Consider the following 20,395-nt stretch of genomic DNA (forward strand, 5'->3'; position numbering starts at 1 on the left):
ATGACAGTCCTGTGACGGAGCATGACGCAGCATTGCGCAAGCGCAAGCATTGTTGGCGCGGCGGCGCGGTCGCTGGTCGAAAATGTCGTCCGCTGTTGCCCAAAGGCAACGTTTTGTCGCGCGCCGTTCAGCCGAAATCGGCGGGAGCGGCGGGGTAGGCGCCGAGGACCGGGCCGAGCGCCTGTTCGAGCGGGTCGAGCCAGGCCGCATAGGGTTGCCACTGGCCGACGCCGTCGCGATTGATCGGCTTGCGCACCTGTTCACTCGACGCGGTGCGCACCGCGCGCGCATTGGTGTGGAACGCCAGACACGCCTCCTCGAAGGGCAGGCCCAGAAAGGCGAGCATCGCACGCACCTCGGCCTCGGGATCGTCGAGCAAAGCTTCGTGGATCACGCGGTGGGCGCGGCCGGGTTGCACCGCGTCGATATGCGCCATCAGCCGGACATAGTCGCGGTAATAGCCGCCGACGTCGGCGAGGCCGTAGCTGAACGCCTGGCCCCTCGCATAATGCTGGCGGAAGTTCGAAAAGCAGCAATCGAGCGGATGGCGCCGCGCGTCGATGATCTTCGCATTTGGCAGGGTCAGGCAGATAAAGGCGGTGTAGAGCCAGTTGTTCGGCAGCTTGTCGATATAGAAAGGTTTGGCGGTCTTGCGCTGCACTGCGGTGCGCTGGAGGAAGGCCGCGCCGAGTTCGGCGAGCCGCGCGGGCGGCGTTTCGGCCAGCGCCTCGATCCAGCGGCGGCCGTCGCCATATGCCTCGCGCCCGAGGCCGAGCGCGAGCGCGGGGATGTCGGGCAATTCCATCGTGCCCTCGATCGCCGAATGGCAGCTGAGGATCTGTTCGATCAGCGTCGATCCGGCACGCGGCATACCGAGGATGAAGATGGGATCGGGTGCGGGATCGCCTGCGCCCGCACGCGACGCGAAAAATTCGGGCGTGCAGGCGGCGATGATCGCGTCGACCATGGCGCTCGTTTCGGTGGATCGATAGCCAAGCTGGCGCGACCGGATCGCGTTGCCCGCGGCATAATGGCGAAATGCCGCCTCATGCTCGGCCGCATCGTCATACGCCTTGCCGAGCGCGAAATGCAGGTGCAGCCGGTCGTCGGCGCGCGCGTCGCTGTCGGGTTCGGCCGCCACCAGCGCCGCCTCCATCGCCGCGCGGTCGCCGGCATCGAAGCGGATCGTCTTGAGGTTCGCGAGGCTCCACCAGATTTCGCCGAGCCCCGGATCGGCGGTGAGCGCGCGACGATAGGCGGCGATGCTGTCGTCCTGCCGCCCCACGGTCTTGAGCATATGACCATGGCTCATCCACAGCTTGGCATGATCGGGAAAGCGGCGCGTCAGCTCCTCGTAGAGCGCGAGCGCCTCGTCATAGCCGCCGATGCGCCCGAGCGCGGCGGCGCGCAGGTTCGCGTGCGCGGGATTGTCGGGATCGTCGCCCAGCACCGCTTCGAGCGTCGCGGCGGCCTCGGCGAAGCGGTTCTGCTTGTAATAGACCGTCGCGAGATTGGCGCGCGCGGCACCGAAGCCCGGCGCAAGCTGCAACGCGCGCGACAGCAATTTTTCGGCATCGTCATAGCGCCCGATGCGCCCGGCGACCTCGGCGAGCATCCGGATAGCCGCGACATCGGTCGCATCCTCGCGCAGCCGCTGGCGGAGCGCCGCCTCGGCGTCGGGGAGGCGATCCTCGGCGAGTGCGAGCGCCGCGTCGACCATCGCCTCGTCGTGGATCGTCGCCCCGACCGCGGCAAGCGAGGCGGCCTGCGCCTCTTCCTCGCGGCCCAGCGCGCGCAAGGCATGGGCGGACAGGCGGTGCGCCGCCGCCGAGGTGGGGACGGCTTCGATGATCGCCTGCGCCTGCGCGAGCGCGGCGGCCGGCTCTCCGTTCAGCAGGCGGCGGGCGTTGGCGAGCGCTTCATCGTGCGAGACGGTCGCCATGCCCGCGCCGCTCAGCTTTTCGCCGCGCGGGCCTTCGCGACGGCCTGTTTCAAACCGTCGTAACCGATCTGCCCCTGGAACAGCTGGTTGCCGACGATCCACGTCGGGGTGGCGTTGAGCTGGAGCTGGGTCGCGATCGCGAGGTTGCTGTCGAGTTCGCGCTGGAACAGCGCCTCGTTCGCGGTCGCATCGGCGGTGCCGTCGGTGACGACGCCGACCTTCTCGGCCGCCGCGGCGATCGCAGCCTTGTCGAGCGAGCCCGCCGCGAACATCGCGTGGTGGAAGGCGTCATATTTGCCCTGCCGCGCGGCGGCGAGCGCCATGATCGCGGCATCGCGGCTCTGCGGTGCGATGATCGGCAGTTCGCGGAACACGACCTTCAGGCGCTTGTCTTCGCGGATCAGCCGGTCGACGTCGGGCACGCTCGCGCGGCAGAAACCGCACGCATAGTCGGTGAATACCACCAGTGTGACGTCGCCATCGGCATTGCCCGCCCATGCCCCGGCATAGGGTTTTTCGAGCGCGGGGCGGATCGCGTCGATCGCCTTGGCGACTTCGCGCCCGCGCTGCGCCTCGAGCGCCTCGGGAATGAGCTGCGGGTTCGCCTTGATATAATCGGCGACGATGGTTTCGACCTCGCCCTTGCTCATGCCGCCGCCGAGGCGGCCGCCGAGCCAGAAGACGGCGGCGAGCAGCAATAGGCCGCCGAGCGCCAGGCCCCATTTACGCGTGAAAACGCCTTCCATCCCGGTCCCCTCGATGCGCGGCAAGCGCTGCGACGCCATGGCTTTGGCGCCCGCGGTTTTTTTCGGCGGCTGCGCGACCGGCGAACGGTCGTCGCCTTCCATGGCATATGCGGTGCCCGCGGGCGCCGGCTTCGCCACCGCCGGGATCGCCGCGTCGCCCGCGAACAGCGGCAGGTCGGGCGCGGCGCTTGCGACGGCAGCCGCTTTCGCTTCCGCCTCTTCGCGTGCGAGCAATTGTTCGAGCCCCGAAGGCGGCGGCGCCAGTTCCTCACGCGGTGCGGGGCGCAGCTTGCTGGCGGCATCGCCGATGCCGTCGCGCAGGCTTTCGCCGCTGGCCTTGGCGATATCCACGACCCCGGCCTTGGTCTTTTCCGCGACTTCGCCGAGCCCGCGGCCGGCCTCGCTCGACAGCTTCCGTGCCTTGTCGCCTAGCGCCATCTTGTCCCACGCCTCGCCGCTGGCCTTTGCCGCGGCGCGGCCCGCCTGCGCCGATCCGCGCCCCGCGGCGCGTGCGGTACGCGCGGTCAGGGCACCGGTTTTCGCGGCAAGCTCGCGCGAGCGGCGCGGGATTTCCATGGCCTCGACCCGCGCGGGGATGTCGGCGCGTTCGCCGACGCGGATCGTCCATTCGGCAAAGGCGCTGCTGCCGTCGCGCAGCACCCGCCACAGCCCCGCGGCGGCCGCGCTGACCTGGTCCGACGTGACCACGGGTTTGCGCGCGGGCGCGTCATGCGCGGGATAGCGCGACACGTCGATGCCGATGGGGGGCGTTTCGCGCGGTTTTGCCAATCCCTCGTCGGGCGCCGCGGGCGGCAGCGGCGCTGCGTCCGGCGTCGGCGCGGGATCGCGCAGCCACGGCTGGTAATAATCGTCTTTTCTATCAGTCACTTGTTGCCCTTGCGCATCATTGGCGATGCGGTTCCCGCTTTATCTCGATTGAATCTAACGCCGTTTGCGCTCGCGTTCCACCTCGGCGCGAGCGACCAGCGAAATATCCTGTGCACGGATCCAGTCGGGCGACCCCTGGGGCAGGCCCTGCATCGCGGTTTCGGCATTACGCAGCGCGAGCCCCGACTGTCCACCCTCCAAACTGTAGCGTTCCGCCGAGGCGAGCGCCGCGCGCGCCTGATCGCCCTTGTTCGCATAGACGATCCCGAGCTGGTACCAGGCGAAGGGGTTCTGGTTGTCGAGCGCCACCGCGGTTTTCAGCACCTCTTCGGCTTCGGCGAAATTGCCGGGATCCTCGGTCGCGATCAGCGCATGGCCGAGCGTCGCGCTGATCAACGGCTGCGACCGCGACTGGGCGACAGCCTTGCGCAGTGCGGGGATCGCTTCCTTCGGGCGCCCCGATTCGAGCAGGACCTGGCCTTCGAGTTCGAGGAAATAGGGATCGTTCGGATTGGTCGCGAGCAGCCCTTCGACCTCCGCCAGCGCTTTCTGCGGGTAGGCGCTCTTGTGCCAGGCATAGGCGCGGGCATAGCGCGCCGGAATGCTGGTGTTGCTTTCGGGGAATTTGCGCAGCGTTCGTTCGGGCTCGGTCATATAACCCGACAGCTTGGCCTTGATGCGCTGGAATCGCTTTTCGATCGCGGGGTCGGCGGGCTTGGCCCACGCCGGGTCGATCACATAGACCTCGCGCAGCGCCTGTATACGGTCGCCCGACATCGGGTGGGTGCGGCCATAGGCCTGGTCGTCGTCCTGCTTCACGGCGTAGCGGAATTCGAGATTCTGCAATTTCTTGAAGAAGGCCAGGCTGCCGCGGCCGCTGATCCCCGCCTTCGACAGATATTGCGCGCCGGCGGCGTCGGCGGTCGATTCCTGCACGCGGCTGAAGGCAAGAAACTTGCCGAGCGCGGCCTGCTGGCCCGCCATCATCACGCCCATGCCGGCCTCGCCCGCACCCGCCGCGATCGCGGCGGCGCCGAGGAGCAGGCTGAGGAGCGAGATGCCGGTCGCGGTCTTCGCGCCCTCGTTCACGCGGATCGCGTGGCCGCCCATCACATGGCCGAGCTCGTGCGCGAGTACGCCCTGCACCTCTTCGGCGCTGTCGGCAGCCTCGATCAGCCCGCTGAAGACGTAAATGTCCTGACTGCCCGCGACAAAGGCGTTGATGCTGCGATCGCCGAGCAAATGGACGCGCACCTGCCCGGGCTGGAGCCCCGCGGCGACGAGCAGCGGGTCCATCATGTCCTGGAACAGCGCCTCGGTTTCGGCGTCGCGCAGGATCGACTGCGCCATCGCCGGGCGCATCGCGATGGCGAACATCGCGAGCAATGTCAGCAGGATACGGAAAATCGGGCGCAGCCTTTGCGCCCCGGACACGGTCTGCGGCGGGAAAGCGGTCATCCCCGCCTCTCTTGCGCCGCGCGCCTGAACCCCAAGTGAAGCCATATGGGCTTATTGGGGGCCAGCACGCGCGGACGCAAGGTCAGCTTGTGAATTCTGCGACGGGTGGTCGCGCGTTTGAGAATGATGAGCGGTCGGCGAAGTCCGCGTGCCCCGCCTTCGCGGGGACACGCGGCCTTTTCTAATTGCTGGGTATCAGTTGCCGAACGTGCGTTGCCACCAGCCGCGGCGCGGTTCGCCGTCGGGGCTTTCGCCTTCCTCGTCGCCGTTCGCGGCAACCGGTTCGGCCTCGCGCGTGGCGGCGGCTTCCGGAGCGGCTTCGGCGGCGACGGCCTTTTTCGCCCGGCTGGCGCGCTTCTTCGGCGCGGGCTTGGCGGGCTCGGCCTCGGGCTCGGCGGCGGGGGCTTCGGGTTCGGCCACTGCGGCTTCGACCGGAGCTTCGGCCGCGACCGTCTCGGCTTCCGCCGCCGCTGCTTCGGCGGCGGCCGCAGCCTTGGTCTTGCGCGGCGCGCGCTTGCGCTTCGGCTTTTCCTCGGCGACCGGGGCTTCTTCGGCGACAGCTTCGACGGCTTCGACCACCTCTACCGGTGCGATTTCCGCCTCGGCTGCCGCTTCGTCGGCGGTCTCCACCGTATCGGCCTTCTTGCGGCCACGGCCACCCCGGCGGCGGCGCGGCTTGGCGTCGGCCTCCTCAGCGTCCGCCTCGGGCGCAGCCTCGACCGCCTCGACCGGTGCGGTTTCGCCTTCGTCGGCCTCGGCGCTGTCGTCTTCGCGGTCGTCGTCGCCTTCGCTGCCTTCGGCGATTTCATTGCCCTCGTCGTCGCGGCGGCCGCGGCGGCCACGGCGGCGGCGGCGGCGGCGCTTGCGGCCCTCACCATCGCCTTCACCGTCCTCACGGGCGCCTTCTTCGCGGTCACGCGAACGCGCGGGGCGCTCGTCGGCCGCCTCTTCTTCGGCTTCTTCTTCCTCGTCCTCGGGATAATCGTCGTCATCGTCCTCGATCGGCGCGATCGGGGCGAAGCTGCGGCGCGCGATCGGCGGCGGGCCGCTGACTTCGACCGCCATGCGCGCACCCTCGGTCTCGCCGTCGGGCAGGATTTCGACCGTGACGCCGTAAAGTTCCTCGATCTCGCGCAGTTCGCGGCGCTTTTCGTTGAGGAGGTAGAAGGTCGCTTCCTGGCTCGCGCGCAGGGTGATCTTGTTGCCCTTACCGCGTGCAGCTTCCTCTTCGATCAGGCGCAGCGCGCTGAGCCCCGCCGACGAGGCGGTGCGGACGAGGCCGGTGCCTTCGCAATGCGGGCACGGACGCGTCGAGGCTTCGAGCACGCCGGTGCGCAGGCGCTGGCGGCTCATCTCCATCAGGCCGAAGCCCGAAATGCGGCCGACCTGGATGCGCGCGCGATCGTTCTTCAGCGCATCCTTCATCGCGCGTTCGACCTTGCGGACGTTCGAGCCATGATCCATGTCGATGAAGTCGATCACGACGAGCCCGGCCATGTCGCGCAGGCGGAGCTGGCGCGCGATTTCGTGCGCAGCCTCGAGGTTGGTGCTGAGCGCGGTCTGTTCGATATTATGCTCGCGCGTCGACCGGCCCGAGTTGATGTCGATCGACACCAGGGCTTCGGTCGGGTTGATCACGAGGTAACCGCCCGATTTCAGCTGGACGACGGGATTGAGCATCCCCGCAAGCTGGTCCTCGACGCCGTAGCGCTGATAGAGCGAGACGGGGTCGGCATATTGCTTCACGCGGCGCGCGTGGCTCGGCATCAGCAGCTTCATGAACTGCTTCGCGGCCTTGTAGCCCTCGTCGCCCTCGACGAGCACTTCCTCGATGTCCTTGTGATAGATATCGCGGATCGCGCGCTTGACGAGGTCGCTGTCCGAATGGATCAGCGCGGGGGCCGAGCTGCCGAGCGTGTTTTCGCGGATTTCGTCCCACAGACGCGCGAGATAGTCGAAGTCGCGCTTGATCTCGACCTTGGTGCGGCTCATCCCCGCGGTGCGGACGATGCAGCCCATCGTCGGCGGCAGCGCGAGTTCGTCGATCATCGCCTTCAGCTTGCGGCGATCGGCGCCGTTCGAAATCTTGCGGCTGATCCCGCCACCATGCATCGTGTTCGGCATCAGCACGCAATAACGGCCGGCGAGCGACAGATAGGTGGTGAGCGCGGCGCCCTTGTTGCCGCGTTCTTCCTTGACGACCTGGACCAGCATCACCTGGCGGCGACGGATGACGTCCTGGATCTTGTAGCGGCGGCGCAGCGACATGCGGTTTTCGCCGTCTTCGTCGTCACCGCGACGGCTGCGGCCACGTCCGCCCTTGCGGTTGTTGCCACGCCCGCGGCCGCGACCCCGGCGATCGCCGCGGCCGTCCTTGCCTTCTTCGGCGCCTTCTTCCTCTTCGGCATCGCCATCTTCGGCGTCGCCGTTTTCTTCGTCCGAATCGCTGTCTTCGCCAACGGTTTCGGGGGCAGGGGCATCGCCGTTTTCGTCTTCGTCATGATATTCGACGTCGGCGACATCGCCTTCGAGCTCGTCGAGGTCTTCCTCGGCGCGCTGCGCGGCGGCGGCGGCATGCTCGGCCTCTTCGCGCAGCAGCGCGTCGCGGTCTTCCTTCGGAATCTGGTAATAATCGGGGTGGATTTCGCTGAACGCGAGGAAACCGTGGCGATTGCCGCCATATTCGACGAACGCCGCCTGAAGCGACGGTTCGACACGGGTAACCTTGGCCAGATAGATATTGCCCTTGAGCTGCTTGTGCTCGGCGGACTCGAAATCAAACTCCTCGATGCGGTTTCCCTTGGTGACGGCGACCCGGGTTTCTTCCCGGTGCCGAGCGTCGATCAACATGCGCGTGGTCATTAGATACACTCCAAGCGCGCCTCGGCGCGCCCTCAAAAAATCCCGCGACCCTCCCCGAGGAAAGGCCGCGGCGGATACGGGTGAAAGGATAAAAGACGTTATTGCCGAAAAGGGCCTGCGTCCGGTCCTGGACGCGCATGCGGTCTTCAAATCCGGCGACGGCCGGGGCGAAAGCGCCCGCGTCGGGATCCAAAGAGGGCATGGCAAGCCTCATGCGGCATCAACCTGTTACGGGATGAGCGGGCGGGCAGGGCGGGCGTGATGCGCACGCCCCGACTGTCCGGTCAACCGGGTGGACTGGCGGCAGGTCGCCCTTCCCCGTATGTCCGGCGCCAAGGCGGCCATGTTCCGCAGCTTTGCGGAGCAGGCCTTCCCCTCAAAAGGCCGGACGGCACCGGGAACGACACCGTCAGTGAGGGCGTGCTAGCATCGGCACAGGCCGACGGCAACCACAACCACGGTGCAAAGATGGGATGGCGGCGCGCTGTTGCAAGAATGTCATCATCGTGAAAGCGATTGAATCGCGGGCGAAGCTTGCTGGCAGAGCGGTCGCCGCGCGCGGTGGCTAATGCCCGGTTCACGACATTCTGCCGCCGCGGCGCAGCTGTTTTTCAATAAGCGCTGGACCATCGCGCATCGCGGGCGGCATAGACGCCGCATGGGCCACCTGCTCGTCCTGCTTGGCATGATCGGGATTCCGTCGGCGGTGCTGGCGGGACCGGTCGCGGCTCGCGATTCGGGCGCGGAAGAGCGCCTTTTGGCCGCCGGCTCCGCAGATATGTTCGAACACGTCACGCGCGGCGCGCGCGCCGAGCGCCAGCCGTCTGCGGGTTTCCGCGCCAAGCGGCCCGGAAAACGCTACAGTGTCACCGTCCCGATCGGAAAGCCGAAACCGTCGGTGACGCTGCCGCGGATCGAGGGGCCGGCGGACAGCCGCCTGCCGCTCGTCGTGATCGATGCCGGGCATGGCGGGCACGATCCCGGCGCGATCAGCCCGCATAACGGCAGCCGCGAAAAGGATATCACGCTGGCGCTCGCCCGCGCGATCCGCGCCGACCTGCTCGCCTCGGGGCGCGTCCGCGTCGCCCTGACGCGCGCCGACGACCGCTTTCTCGTGCTCGAAGAACGCTTCGGCATCGCGCGGCGGTTGAAGGCCGACCTGTTCATTTCGGTCCACGCCGATGCCGCCGAAAACCGCGACGCGAGCGGGGCGTCGGTGTACACGCTGTCCGAAGTCGCCTCGGACCGCGAAGCGGCGCGGCTCGCGGCGCGCGAGAACAAGGCGAATATCATCAACGGCGTCGACCTTGGCGCGCACAGCGGCGATGTGTCGTCGATCCTGCTCGACCTGACCCAGCGCGAGACGATGAACACGGCGTCCGACTTTGCCCGGCTGCTCCAGCGCGAGGCGGGCGAAGCGGTGAAGTTCCGCACCCATGCGCATCGTTTCGCATCCTTCGTCGTGCTGAAAGCGCCCGATACGCCGTCGGTCCTGTTCGAAACGGGCTTCATCTCGAACAAGGGCGACGCCGAGTTCCTCGCGTCGCCTGCCGGGCAGAAGAAGGTCGCGCGCGGGGTACGCGATGCGGTGCAGCTCCACTTCGCGCGGCGAATCACGGCGCGCTGATAGCGCCCACCGGTTATAATATAGTCTTGACTAACTTTTTGTGCGGCGACAGCTTCGCCGCAGGGAGAGCGGCATGGGCTGGAGCAACTGGTCGGGAAGTGTCACCGCGGCGGCCGAGGTTGTGCGTCCGCAAAGCGTCGATGAATTGGCCGCGCTTGTTCGCAGCGCGAACCGGTTGCGCGTCACCGGCGCCGGGCACAGCTTCATGCCGCTGTGCAAATCGGGCGAGCTGATCGTCAGCCTCGACGACATGGCGGGCACGATCCATATCGCCGCCGATCGCCGCACCGCGCGCATCCCCGCGGGATGGAGCATCCGGCGGCTGACCGCGGCGCTGTGGGAGGAGGGGCTGGCGCTCGCCAACCAGGGCGACGTCAATCCGCAATCGCTGGCCGGCGCGATGGCGACGGGCACACATGGCACCGGCGTCGAGCTCGGCTCGCTCGCGACCTTTGCGCGTGGATTCGAGCTTGTCGGGGCCGATGGCGAAACGCGCTGGTGCGATGCGACGACGAACCCCGACCTCTATCAGGCGCAGCGCCTGTCGCTCGGGCTGTTCGGCGTCGCGACCGAGATCGAGGTCGCGGTCGTGCCCGCCTTTCATCTTTCCGAGCGGATCGAAAAGCGCCGCTGGGCCGAAATCCGCGAAAGCTACGACGAGCTGGCGCAGCAGCACCGGCATATCGAATTCTGGTTCTTCCCGCACAGCGACGATGTGATCCTGAAAACGCTCGACCCGTGCGATCCGTGCGACCCGCCCCCCACGACGACCGACATGGAGGAAGCGACTTTCCGCCGCATCCTCGACATTTCGGCGCGCCTGCCGTTCCTCACGCCCTTCCTCCAGCGGCTGATGATGAAAAGCGGCATTTCGGGCCGTCGCCGCGGCCCCGCGCACAGCATCTTCCCCTCCGACCGCACCTTGCGGTTCGAGGAGATGGAATATGAAATGCCCCGCAGCGCCGGGCTGGAGGCGTTGGAAGAGGTGGTGGGCTGGATCCGGCGGAAACGCCTGCCCGTGACCTTTCCCTTCGAATATCGCACCGTCGCCGCCGACGATATCTGGATGAGCCCGATGAACGCGGGGCCGGTCGCGGCGATTTCGATGCACCAATATGCGAAGATGCCGTGGGCGGCGCTGTTCGCCGAGGCCGAAGCCATCTTCCGCGGCGGGGGCGGGCGCCCGCATTGGGCGAAACGCCACACATTGAGCCGCGCCGACGTCGCCGCGCTTTACCCGATGGCGGGGCGCTATATTGCGGTGCGCCGCGCTGCCGATCCGCACGGCAAATTCCTCAACGCGCATATGGAGAGCCTGTTCGCATGACCACCGACCGTGAATTGCACGACCATCTGATCGGCCGGCAAGGCTCGCGCGCCGACCTCAATACACCGGTTCTCGTGCTCGATGTGGGTGCGCTCGACCGCAATATCGCGGCGATGGCGGCGCTTGTCGCAGGGCACCGCGTCGCGCTCCGCCCCCACGCCAAGACGCACAAGAGCGTTGATATCGCCAAGCGTCAGGTTGCAGCGGGCGCGGTCGGGGTGTGCTGCGCCAAGATCGGTGAGGCCGAGGTGCTCGCCGATGGCGGCGTGACCGGCATCCTCATCACCTCGCCCGTCGCGGCGCCCGGCGCGGTCGATCGTCTCGCAAAGCTCGCGGCAACCGCGCAGGGGCTGATGGCGGTGGTCGACCATCCCGGCGTTGCCGGGCGTATCGACGCGGCGCTCGCGGACGCCGAAACAAGGCTCGACGTCATCATCGACATCGATCCCGGCATCGCGCGTACCGGCGTCGCGTCGGCCGAGGCGGCCGTCGCGCTGGCGCATGCGATTTCGGAAGCGCCGAACCTCACCTATCGCGGGGTGCAATTTTACTGCGGATCGCAGCAGCATATCGAAAGCTACGCCGACCGCCGCGCCGCGATCGTCGAGCGCACCGCCTATTTGCAGGAGGTGATCGCCGCGCTTTCCGATGCGGGTTTCGCCCCCGGTATCGTCACGGGGTCGGGCACCGGCACCCACCGGATCGACCTCGACCTCGGCGTCTTCACCGAATTGCAGGCGGGCAGCTATGTCTTCATGGACAAGCAATATCTCGACTGCGAGATCGCGGACGGCGGCGAAGCGCCGTTCGAGGTATCGCTTAGCGTCGACGCGCGCGTCGTCAGTGCGAATCACGGCGGCCTCATCACTATCGATTCGGGCTATAAATCGCTGTCGACCGACGGCGGCGTCGCGGTTGTGCAGCGCGGCGCGCCCGAAACCGCCTTCTTCGCCTTCATGGGCGACGAACATGCCGCGTTGATCGCGCCGGGTATCGGGACCGAGCTCCAGCCCGGCGATCCGGTCAGCCTGACCGTGCCGCACTGCGACCCCACAGTGAACCTCTATGATTGCTACCATGTCGTTGCGGGCGACACGCTGGTCGACATCTGGCCGGTGAGCGCGCGCGGCGCCGCGCGGTGACGCTCGCCGCGCGCCGTCCGCCGCAGCAGGCGCGCGCGCATCAGACGCAGGGCCGCCTGCTCGACGTCGCGGGCGAATTGCTCGCCGAGGTCGGGATCGAGCGCATCTCGACCAACATGATCGCGGCGCGGGCCGGGCTGAGCCCGCCGGCGCTCTACCGCTATTTCGGCGACAAATATGCGGTGCTCGAAGCGCTCGGGCGGCGGCTGATGGAGCGCCAGAATGAAGTGCTCGACGCCTGGCTCGCGCGCCACGCGTCCGGCGGGATCGCCGCGATGGCCGACCATATCGGCGACCTGCTCGCCGAAAATGCTGCGGCGACGCGCGCCGAGCCGGGGGCGGTGTGGGTATTGCGCGCGCTCCACGCGACGCCGCGGCTTGTCCACATCCGGCTCGAATCGCATCGCCATGTCACCGGCCGCCTCGTCGATGCCTGCGCGCCGCACCTTCCCCGGATCGACCGTGAAACGCTGTGGCTGCGCCTCCGCCTCGCGGTCGAACTCGGCTTTGCGGCCGACGAGATGCTGTATGAAGAGGACCGGGTTTCGGCCGACGCGGTGCTTGGCGAAGTTGCTTCGATGCTTCGCGCGGCGCTGCTCGACCTGACGGCCGCCGACTAGTCGCGCGCCTCGCCGCAACCATACTTCCCTTTCGGCGAGTCAGGCTTTAGAGGCGGGGACATATGGCCGCTGACAGTCCGCCCGATTTCCGCCTTCGCCTCCGCCGCGACGGCAATGCCGTCATCGTCTGGTTCCGCGACATGTGGACGCGGCGCTGGTTCCGCTGGCTCGGCTATCTCCTGCTCGCGGGGCTGCTCGGCATCGTGCTGATCTGGGCGATTTTTGCGCGCGACCTGCCCTCGGTCGACCAGCTTCGCGATTACGAGCCGCCGCTGCCGACGATGGTCCGCGACGGCGAGGGCAAGCCGGTGCACAGCTATGCCCGCGAACGCCGCGTCCAGCTCGAATATAGCGAATATCCGCAGCTTCTCGTGCGGTCCTTCCTCGCGGCCGAGGACAAGACCTTCTTCAGCCACGGCGGCATCGACTATCCGGGCATCGCCTCGGCGATCGTCACCAACCTGACGAACAGCGGCCGCCCCGTCGGCGCCTCGACGATCACCCAGCAGGTCGCGAAGAACCTGCTGCTGACCAACGAGCTCAGCTATCGCCGCAAGGTACGTGAGGCGATCCTCGCGATGCGCATCGAAAGTGCGCTGACCAAGGAACAGATTCTCGAGCTCTATCTGAACGAAATCCCGCTCGGCCGCCGCAGCTTCGGCGTGCAGGCGGCGAGCCGCGCCTATTTCGACAAGGACGTCGACCAGCTCCAGCTGCACGAAATGGCTTTCCTCGCCATCCTCCCCAAGGCCCCCGAAAAATACGGCCGCGCCCGCTTCGAGCGCGAGGCGCTGGCGCGGCGCAATTTCGTGCTCGGGTCGATGGAGAGCAACGGCTGGATCACGGCGGCGCAGCGCGACGCTGCGCGCGGGATGCCGCTCGGGCTCACCAACACGGGCAACACCGCGATCGCGCAGGTCGGCGGCTATTATATGGAAGAGGTGCGGCGCCAGCTGATCGCCGAGTTCGGGGAGACCGCCGAGGACGGCCCGCTCAGCGTCTATGGCGGGGGCCTCTGGGTGCGCACGCCCTATGACACGAGGATGCAGCAGGGCGCGACGATGGCGCTGCGCAAGGGGCTCCAGCGCTATGATGCGGGCAAGGGCTGGTCGGGGCCGATCGCGACGATCGAGGCCGACGACCAGTGGCAGGGCCGTCTCGCGTCGAGCTTTATCGGCATCGATTACGACAATTGGCGCGTCGCCACTGTCATTTCCAAATCGGCGGGCGCCGCGCGCATCGGTTTTGCCAATGGCGACACCGGCACGCTGCCCGCGAGCGCGGCGACGATGGGCTATCGCAAGACTGGCGGCAGCGCCTTTTCGGCGATGCGTCCGGGCGACCTGATCGCGGTCAAATCGACCGGCGGCAGCAGCTACGCGTTACGCAATATCCCCGAGGTTTCGGGCGGCATGGTCGTCGAAAGCCCACATTCGGGCCGTATCTATGCGATGCAGGGCGGCTTCGACGTCCGCCTCTCGCCATTCAACCGCGCGACGCAGGCCGAACGCCAGCCGGGTTCGACGATCAAGCCCTTCGTTTACGCCGCCGCGCTCGACAATGGCATGACCCCCGCGACGATGATCGTCGACGGGCCGTTCTGCGTCTATCAGGGCGCACGCTTCGGCAACAAATGCTTCCGCAACTTCGGCGGTGCGGGCGGGTCGGGCGAACATACGATGCGCTGGGGCCTCGAACAGTCGCGCAACCTGATGACGGTGCGCGCCGCGAGCCAGGTCGGCATGGAACCGGTGGTCGACATGATCAGCACGATGGGGATCGGCAAGCACGAACCCTATCTGTCGACCGCGCTTGGCGCCGGGTCGACGACGGTCGAAAAGATCACCAATGCCTATGCGATGCTCGCCAACCATGGCCGCGAGCTGAAGCCGCGCGTGATCGATTACGCGCAGGACCGCCGCGGCAAGGTGATTTTTCCGAAAAACTGGCGGCCGTGCGAGGGCTGCAACAAGAAGGACTGGGACGGCCGGCCGATGCCGCGCTTCGCGCGCTCGGGCAAGCAGCTGATGGATCCGATCACCGCCTATCAGGTCGTCCATATGCTCGAAGGCGTCGTCCAGCGTGGCACCGCGGTGCGGCTGCGCGACCTCGACGTGCCCCTGTTCGGCAAGACGGGCACGACCTCGGGCCCGAACGACGTCTGGTTCGTCGGCGGCACCCCCGACGTGGTCGCCGGCATGTATATCGGCTTTGACCAGCCGCGCAGCATGGGCGGTTACGCGCAGGGCGGCAGCTATGCGGCGCCGATTTTCAAGGACTTCGCGCTCGCCGCGCTCGCCGATCGCCAGCCGATACCCTTTTCGGCGCCGAAGGGCGTGCGCATGGTGCGCATCGACCGCCAGTCGGGCCGCCGCGTCTATGGCGCCTGGCCGGGTACCGATCCCAAGGCATCGATCATCTGGGAGGCGTTCAAGCCCGAAAGCGAACCGCGCCGGACGATCCGCGAAGACGAAATCAAGCCGATCAAGGCGCCGAAGCGGCAGAGCGCGCCGACGCAGAAGGGGACGTCGGGACGGACCGACAGCGACTTCCTCGACGACCGCGGCGGCATCATCTGACGGTTCGGCACTGCCTTCCCCTGCGGCCTTTCTGGCCGTAAGGGCGGGACCAACATATTTCAGGAGCAAGGACATGCGCGCCGAAGCGCAGGATCATATCGACAAGATTGGCGCCGCGCTGGCGCTGCTGCGGCGTTTCCTCGACTGGGATCGCGCGGTGCGGCGGCTCGACGAACTCAATGCGAAGGTCGAAGACCCGACGCTGTGGAACGACGCGAAGGCGGCGCAAGAGGTCATGCGCGAACGCCGCCGGCTCGACGAGGCGATCACCGCGACGCGCGCGATCGAGACCGAATGCGCTGATACCGCCGAACTGATCGAGCTCGCCGAGATGGAAGGCGACGAGGCGATGGTCGACGAAGCCGTCGCGTCGCTTGCCGCGCTCGCCGAGCGCGCCGAGGAAGACAAGATCAAGGCGCTGCTCGCGGGCGAAGCCGATGCCAACGACTGCTATATCGAGGTCCATGCCGGCGCCGGCGGGACCGAAAGCCAGGACTGGGCCGAGATGCTCCAGCGCATGTATATGCGCTGGGCCGAAAAGCGCCGGATGAAGGTCGAGCTGGTCGAATATCAGGCGGGCGAACAGGCGGGGATCAAGTCGGCGACGATGCTGGTGAAGGGCGAAAACGCCTATGGCTATGCAAAGACCGAAAGCGGCGTGCACCGCCTCGTCCGCATTTCGCCCTACGACAGTTCGGCGCGCCGCCATACCAGCTTCTCGTCGGTGTGGGTCTATCCGGTGATCGACGACAATATCGAGATCGAGATCAACGAGGGCGACCTCAAGATCGACACCTATCGCGCCTCGGGTGCGGGCGGGCAGCACGTCAACACGACCGACTCGGCGGTGCGCATCACGCACATCCCGACCGGCATCGTCGTCGCGAGCCAGAACGACCGGTCGCAGCACAAGAACCGCGCGACCGCGATGGGGATGCTGAAGGCACGCATGTACGAGGCCGAGCTGCAAAAGCGCGAGGCCGCGGCGTCGGGTGAATATCAGGCGAAGACCGAGATCGGCTGGGGCCACCAGATCCGCTCGTACGTCCTCCAGCCCTATCAGCTGGTGAAGGATCTGCGCACCGGGGTAACCTCGACCGCGCCGGGCGACGTGCTCGACGGCGCGCTCGATCCTTTCATGGCGGCGGCATTGTCGCAGAAGGTGACCGGCGAAAAGGTCGAGGTGGAGGACATCGATTGATGAAGCGCGCCGCGGTCGTCCTGCTGGCGCTCCTGCCGCTGCTGACCGGCTGCGATGCGCCGTGGGACGATGGCAGCGACCGTACCGAGACCGCGCGCGAATTCCCGCCGGCCGACCGGCCCGTCGCGCCGACCGTTTCGACCAAATGGTCGACCGAGGAAGCGCGCGACCGGGTCAACGAGGCCGAGGACGTCATGGACTCCGCCGACGTCCGGCCGAACATGACCGTCGCCGACATCGGCGCGGGCGACGGCTATTACACCGTGCGCCTCGCGCAGCGGGTCGGCGCGGGCGGCCGCGTGCTCGCGCAGGACATCATCCCCGAGGTGATCGAACGGCTGGCCGACCGTGTCGCGCGCGAACGGCTCGACAATGTCTCGCTGAAACTCGGCGCGGTCGACGATCCGCGCCTGCCCGCGGCGAGCTTCGACCGCGTCTTCATGGTCCATATGTATCACGAGATCGGCGAGCCTTATGCTTTCCTGTGGCGGCTGCGCCCGGCGCTCCGCAAGGGCGGGCAGGTGATCGTCGTCGACGGCGACCGCCCGATTGCGCAGCACGGCACGCCCTTCCGCCTGCTCGTCTGCGAGTTCGAGGCGGTGGGCTACAAGCTCGTCTCCTACGACGACAAGCAGCATGCCGGCGGCTATCTCGCGCGCTTCGCGCCCGAGGGCAAACGCCCCGAAGCCGACGCAATCAAGGTGTGCGACAATCCCTGAGTTTCGGCGCTAATAGACGATCAGCCGGTCCTCGGCGCTCACTTCGGCGAGGAAGCTGACCAGCCCAGCGGCGCGAACATGCGGCACAAGCTCGGTTGCCGCAATGCCGACGAGCGCCATGCCCGACTGGCACACGAACAGCGCGACCTCCATCGCGATTGCTTCCTCGACGAGCCATGAGAGGTCGGGCTGTCCCGCCGCGCGGCGCGCCTCGTCGCCCGCGAAGGCGACCGGATCGCGCAGCAGCGCGGCGGCTTCGCCCTGCAGGAAGATACGCACCGCGCGCCCGAGCGCCGCCGCCGCCATTCCCGCCTCGAGCGCGGCGTACAGCCGCCGCCCCTCGGCGACCGCGACAATGATGTTCAGGCTTTGCATATCGGGCATTCGGGATCCTCGGGCACGCCGACTTCGCGCCAGCGCCGCTCGAGCATGTCGACGATCGCGAGGCGGCCCGTCAGCGGCGCGCCCCAGCCGGTCAGCGCGCGCACCGTCTCCAGCGCCGCCATCGTCCCGACCATCCCCGCGAGCGCGCCCATCACGCCCGTTTCGGCGCAATTGATCCCCTCGCGGTCGGGATCGCTGCCGACAAGGCAGGCGTAGCAGGCCTGTCCGGCGCGCCAGCCTTCGTAAAGCGCGACCTGCCCCTCGAACGCGCCGATCGCGGCGCTGAGCAGCGGGACGTGCAGCGCGACCGCGGCGCGGTTCACCGCGAGCCGCGTATCGAAATTGTCGCAGCCGTCGAGGATCAGGCTTGCGCCCGACAGCAGCTGTTCGGCGTTCCCGTCGTCGAGCCGTTCGGCGACCGCGACCGCCTCGACATGCGGGTTGATCCGCCGCGCCGCATCGGCCGCGACATCGGCCTTGCGCGCGCCGATGTCGGCGTCGGTGAACAGCGGCTGACGGTGCAGGTTCGACAGCTCGATCACGTCATGGTCGATAATCGTCAGCTTGCCGACGCCCGCCGCGGCGAGATAGATGATCGCCGGACAGCCGATCCCGCCCGCGCCGATGATCGCGACATGCGCGCTCTTCAGTTTCGCCTGCCCGGCGCCGCCGAACGCCGGAAGGATGATCTGGCGCGCATAGCGGTCGAGTTCGGCGTCGCTCAGGCTCATTGTGGCAGCCGCATCGCAACGCGGAACCGATATCGCGTGGTGTGACGGACGGGCTTGAAGTAGGTCCGCGGCGCTGTTTGCAGCCACTTCCTGACATGGATGACGCGTTCCCAGGCACAGTCGGGCGCCTCTATCCGGATGTCGCGTGGCGCAGCCTTCGGGGGCAGGGTGATCCCGATCATCATATTATAATCACCGCACCGCCGGTCTTCGTGCAAGGCGAGCGGGTCGGACAACCGCGCGACAAATATCTGCTGGGCGGCCGCGTCGTTGAACGGCCGTTCGACCTTGATCGGAACCGATCCGGCGAGCAACAGAACGGCGACGCCGACCGCCACCTATTCGCCCGGCTGCCGTATCTTCATGGCGGACAGCGATCCGACATTGTCGGGCACGAAATCGTCGTCGGGCACCTCTTCGCCGCTCGCGCTCGCAACCCCGGTCGAGCCGAAACCGCCCGCGCCGCGCGCCGTTTCGTCGAGCGTTTCGACCTCGGAAAAGGCCGCGCGCTGGACGGGGGCGGGGACGAGCTGCGCGATGCGGTCGCCGCGCGCGATCTCGAAATTATCCTCGGACAGATTCGCGAGGATCACCTTCACTTCGCCGCGATAGTCGCTGTCGATCGTGCCGGGGGTGTTGAGGCAGGTGATGCCGTGCTTGAGCGCGAGGCCCGAGCGCGGGCGCACCTGCACTTCGTAACCCGCCGGGATCGCCATCGCGAAACCCGTCGCGACCGCGTGGCGCGCGCCGGGGCGGAGCGTCAGCGTTTCGGCCGCGACGACGTCCATTCCCGCCGCGCCATCGCTCGCATAGGCGGGCAGGGGCAGGCCGCCGCCGTTGGGCAGCCGCTGGATAGCGATTTCAATCTCTTTGAACGGGTGCACGGGTTTCGAGCTCATCGGCGATCTTTTCCATCAATTTGCGGGCGACGGCGTCCTTGGGCAGCCGGTCCCAGCTGTCTACGCCGTCTTTGCTAACGATATGCACCCTGTTGTTCGCGCCGCCCATCGGGTCGGCGGCGACGTCGTTGGCGACGATCCAGTCGCAGCCCTTGCGCACGAGCTTCGCCTGCGCATGGGCGATGACGTCGTTGGTTTCGGCGGCAAAGCCGATCAGCAGCGGCGGGCGGTCGGCGCTTTTGGCGACGCTGGCGAGGATGTCGGGATTTTCGGTGAGCGCGAGCGGCGGGACCTGTCCGCTGCCGTCCTTCTTGATCTTTTGCGGCGCGGTGTCGGCGGCGCGCCAGTCGGCGACCGCGGCGACCATGATCGCGGCATCGACGGGCAGGCCCTCGGCGACTTCGGCCGCCATTTCGACCGCGGTCTCGACATCGACGCGGATCACGCCGGGCGGGGTGGGCAGGTCGACCGGCCCCGCGACCAGCAGCACCTCGGCGCCGGCTTCGGCGGCGGCGGCGGCGATCGCAAAACCCTGCTTCCCGCTCGACCGGTTGGCGATATAGCGCACCGGATCGATCGGCTCGTGCGTCGGCCCCGCGGTGATCAGGATGCGGCGGCCGAACAGCGGGCGATGGTTCGCGGGCGCGAAATCGGGCTGGCCGGTCAGCGGAACCGGTGCGGGGGCGCTCGCAAGCGCCGCATCGATCGCGACCTTGATCGCTTCGGGTTCGGGCAGGCGACCGGGGCCATATTCGCCGCACGCCATCTCGCCCTCGTCGGGTTCCATCACCGTCACCCCGTCGCCGCGCAGCGTGGCGACGTTGCGGCGGGTTGCGGCGTGCAGCCACATGCGCACATTCATCGCGGGCGCGGCGAGCACCGGCTTGTCGGTCGCGAGCAGCAAGGTCGTTGCAAGATCGTCGGCAATGCCCGCGGCCATCTTTGCCAGCAGGTCGGCGGTCGCGGGCGCGACGACAACGAGGTCGGCCTCGCGGCTGAGCTGGATATGCCCCATCTCGACCTCGTCCTTGAGGTCGAAGAGGTTGGTATAGGCCTTGTTTTCGCTGAGTGCCGCGAGCGTCAGCGGGGTCACGAACTGCTCGCCCGCGCGCGTGATCACGCAGCGGACGATGTACCCCGCCTTGCGGAGCAGGCGGACGAGTTCGATCGATTTATAGGCTGCGATACCGCCGCCGACGATGAGCAGGATGCGAGGCTTGGTCACGCGCCTGCATATGGCGTGAAAAAGCCCCGCCGACTAGGCCCTCTT

The 20,395-nt window shown here is 67.6% G+C and carries 15 protein-coding genes and 1 pseudogene; 7 read left to right on the top strand and 9 right to left on the bottom strand.

Translation table 11 applies throughout. The features are described from left to right. Positions 1-127 precede the first annotated feature (127 nt). The 4 genes from ACIPPQ_RS00690 to ACIPPQ_RS00705 form a co-directional block, all read right to left on the bottom strand. Positions 128-1,942 (bottom strand): sulfotransferase, encoded by a 1,815-nt coding sequence (locus tag ACIPPQ_RS00690; RefSeq protein ID WP_446542311.1) that lies wholly within the window; start codon positions 1,940-1,942, stop codon positions 128-130. An 11-nt stretch (positions 1,943-1,953) separates the two neighbouring features. Then, positions 1,954-3,576 (bottom strand): DsbA family protein, encoded by a 1,623-nt coding sequence (locus tag ACIPPQ_RS00695; RefSeq protein WP_446542312.1) that lies wholly within the window; start codon positions 3,574-3,576, stop codon positions 1,954-1,956. A gap of 54 nt (positions 3,577-3,630) precedes the next feature. Beyond that, on the bottom strand, positions 3,631-5,034 hold the full coding sequence (locus ACIPPQ_RS00700) for a M48 family metalloprotease (protein ID WP_446542313.1): 1,404 nt from the start codon (positions 5,032-5,034) through the stop codon (positions 3,631-3,633). Positions 5,035-5,229: 195 nt separating this feature from the next. Then, the gene (locus ACIPPQ_RS00705; RefSeq protein WP_446542314.1) at positions 5,230-7,896 is read right to left on the bottom strand and encodes an Rne/Rng family ribonuclease; all 2,667 of its coding nucleotides are present in this window, start codon (positions 7,894-7,896) and stop codon (positions 5,230-5,232) included. 568 nt (positions 7,897-8,464) lie between these two features. Here ACIPPQ_RS00705 and ACIPPQ_RS00710 point away from each other — a divergent pair. The 7 genes from ACIPPQ_RS00710 to ACIPPQ_RS00740 all read left to right on the top strand — a co-directional run bounded on the left by ACIPPQ_RS00710 (position 8,465) and on the right by ACIPPQ_RS00740 (position 17,111). After that, positions 8,465-9,523, top strand: coding sequence for an N-acetylmuramoyl-L-alanine amidase family protein (locus ACIPPQ_RS00710; RefSeq protein WP_446542315.1), 1,059 nt, complete (start codon positions 8,465-8,467; stop codon positions 9,521-9,523). A gap of 73 nt (positions 9,524-9,596) precedes the next feature. Next, positions 9,597-10,850, top strand: a complete 1,254-nt coding sequence (locus tag ACIPPQ_RS00715) for a D-arabinono-1,4-lactone oxidase (RefSeq protein ID WP_446542316.1) — start codon at positions 9,597-9,599, stop codon at positions 10,848-10,850. After that, a complete protein-coding gene (locus tag ACIPPQ_RS00720) occupies positions 10,847-11,992 on the top strand; it encodes a DSD1 family PLP-dependent enzyme (RefSeq protein ID WP_446542317.1) in 1,146 nt (381 codons plus the stop codon). Before ACIPPQ_RS00715 ends, ACIPPQ_RS00720 begins: the two co-directional genes overlap by 4 nt. Further along, the gene (locus tag ACIPPQ_RS00725; RefSeq protein WP_446542318.1) at positions 11,989-12,612 is read left to right on the top strand and encodes a TetR/AcrR family transcriptional regulator; all 624 of its coding nucleotides are present in this window, start codon (positions 11,989-11,991) and stop codon (positions 12,610-12,612) included. Before ACIPPQ_RS00720 ends, ACIPPQ_RS00725 begins: the two co-directional genes overlap by 4 nt. Before the next feature lie 62 nt (positions 12,613-12,674). Beyond that, on the top strand, positions 12,675-15,191 hold the full coding sequence (locus ACIPPQ_RS00730; RefSeq protein WP_446542319.1) for a penicillin-binding protein 1A: 2,517 nt from the start codon (positions 12,675-12,677) through the stop codon (positions 15,189-15,191). Between the two features lie 73 nt (positions 15,192-15,264). After that, positions 15,265-16,392 carry a peptide chain release factor 2 gene (gene prfB / locus ACIPPQ_RS00735; protein ID WP_327452054.1) on the top strand — a complete coding sequence of 376 codons (1,128 nt, stop codon included), beginning with the start codon at positions 15,265-15,267 and terminating at the stop codon, positions 16,390-16,392. Beyond that, entirely contained in the window at positions 16,392-17,111 is a 720-nt protein-coding gene (locus tag ACIPPQ_RS00740; protein WP_446542320.1) for a class I SAM-dependent methyltransferase, read from the top strand. Before prfB ends, ACIPPQ_RS00740 begins: the two co-directional genes overlap by 1 nt. A 9-nt stretch (positions 17,112-17,120) precedes the next feature. Here ACIPPQ_RS00740 and ACIPPQ_RS00745 read toward each other — a convergent pair whose 3' ends face one another. From ACIPPQ_RS00745 to coaBC, 5 genes and pseudogenes are all read right to left on the bottom strand, one after another. Further along, on the bottom strand, positions 17,121-17,495 hold the full coding sequence (locus ACIPPQ_RS00745; RefSeq protein ID WP_446542321.1) for a DsrE family protein: 375 nt from the start codon (positions 17,493-17,495) through the stop codon (positions 17,121-17,123). After that, positions 17,474-18,226 carry a HesA/MoeB/ThiF family protein gene (locus ACIPPQ_RS00750; protein ID WP_446542322.1) on the bottom strand — a complete coding sequence of 251 codons (753 nt, stop codon included), beginning with the start codon at positions 18,224-18,226 and terminating at the stop codon, positions 17,474-17,476. The genes ACIPPQ_RS00745 and ACIPPQ_RS00750 overlap by 22 nt, the downstream gene beginning before the upstream one ends. Further along, complete coding sequence (locus ACIPPQ_RS00755) at positions 18,223-18,564, bottom strand: hypothetical protein (protein WP_446542323.1); 342 nt, start codon at positions 18,562-18,564, stop codon at positions 18,223-18,225. Before ACIPPQ_RS00755 ends, ACIPPQ_RS00750 begins: the two co-directional genes overlap by 4 nt. Before the next feature lie 99 nt (positions 18,565-18,663). Beyond that, a pseudogene (gene dut / locus ACIPPQ_RS00760) lies at positions 18,664-19,125 on the bottom strand (dUTP diphosphatase); the annotation flags it as partial. Next, positions 19,088-20,350 (bottom strand): bifunctional phosphopantothenoylcysteine decarboxylase/phosphopantothenate--cysteine ligase CoaBC, encoded by a 1,263-nt coding sequence (coaBC, locus tag ACIPPQ_RS00765; protein ID WP_446542324.1) that lies wholly within the window; start codon positions 20,348-20,350, stop codon positions 19,088-19,090. The gene coaBC and the pseudogene dut, both read right to left, overlap by 38 nt. Between the last annotated feature and the right edge of the window lie 45 nt (positions 20,351-20,395).

The sequence above is a fragment of the Sphingopyxis sp. LARHCG72 genome (genome assembly GCF_052871675.1).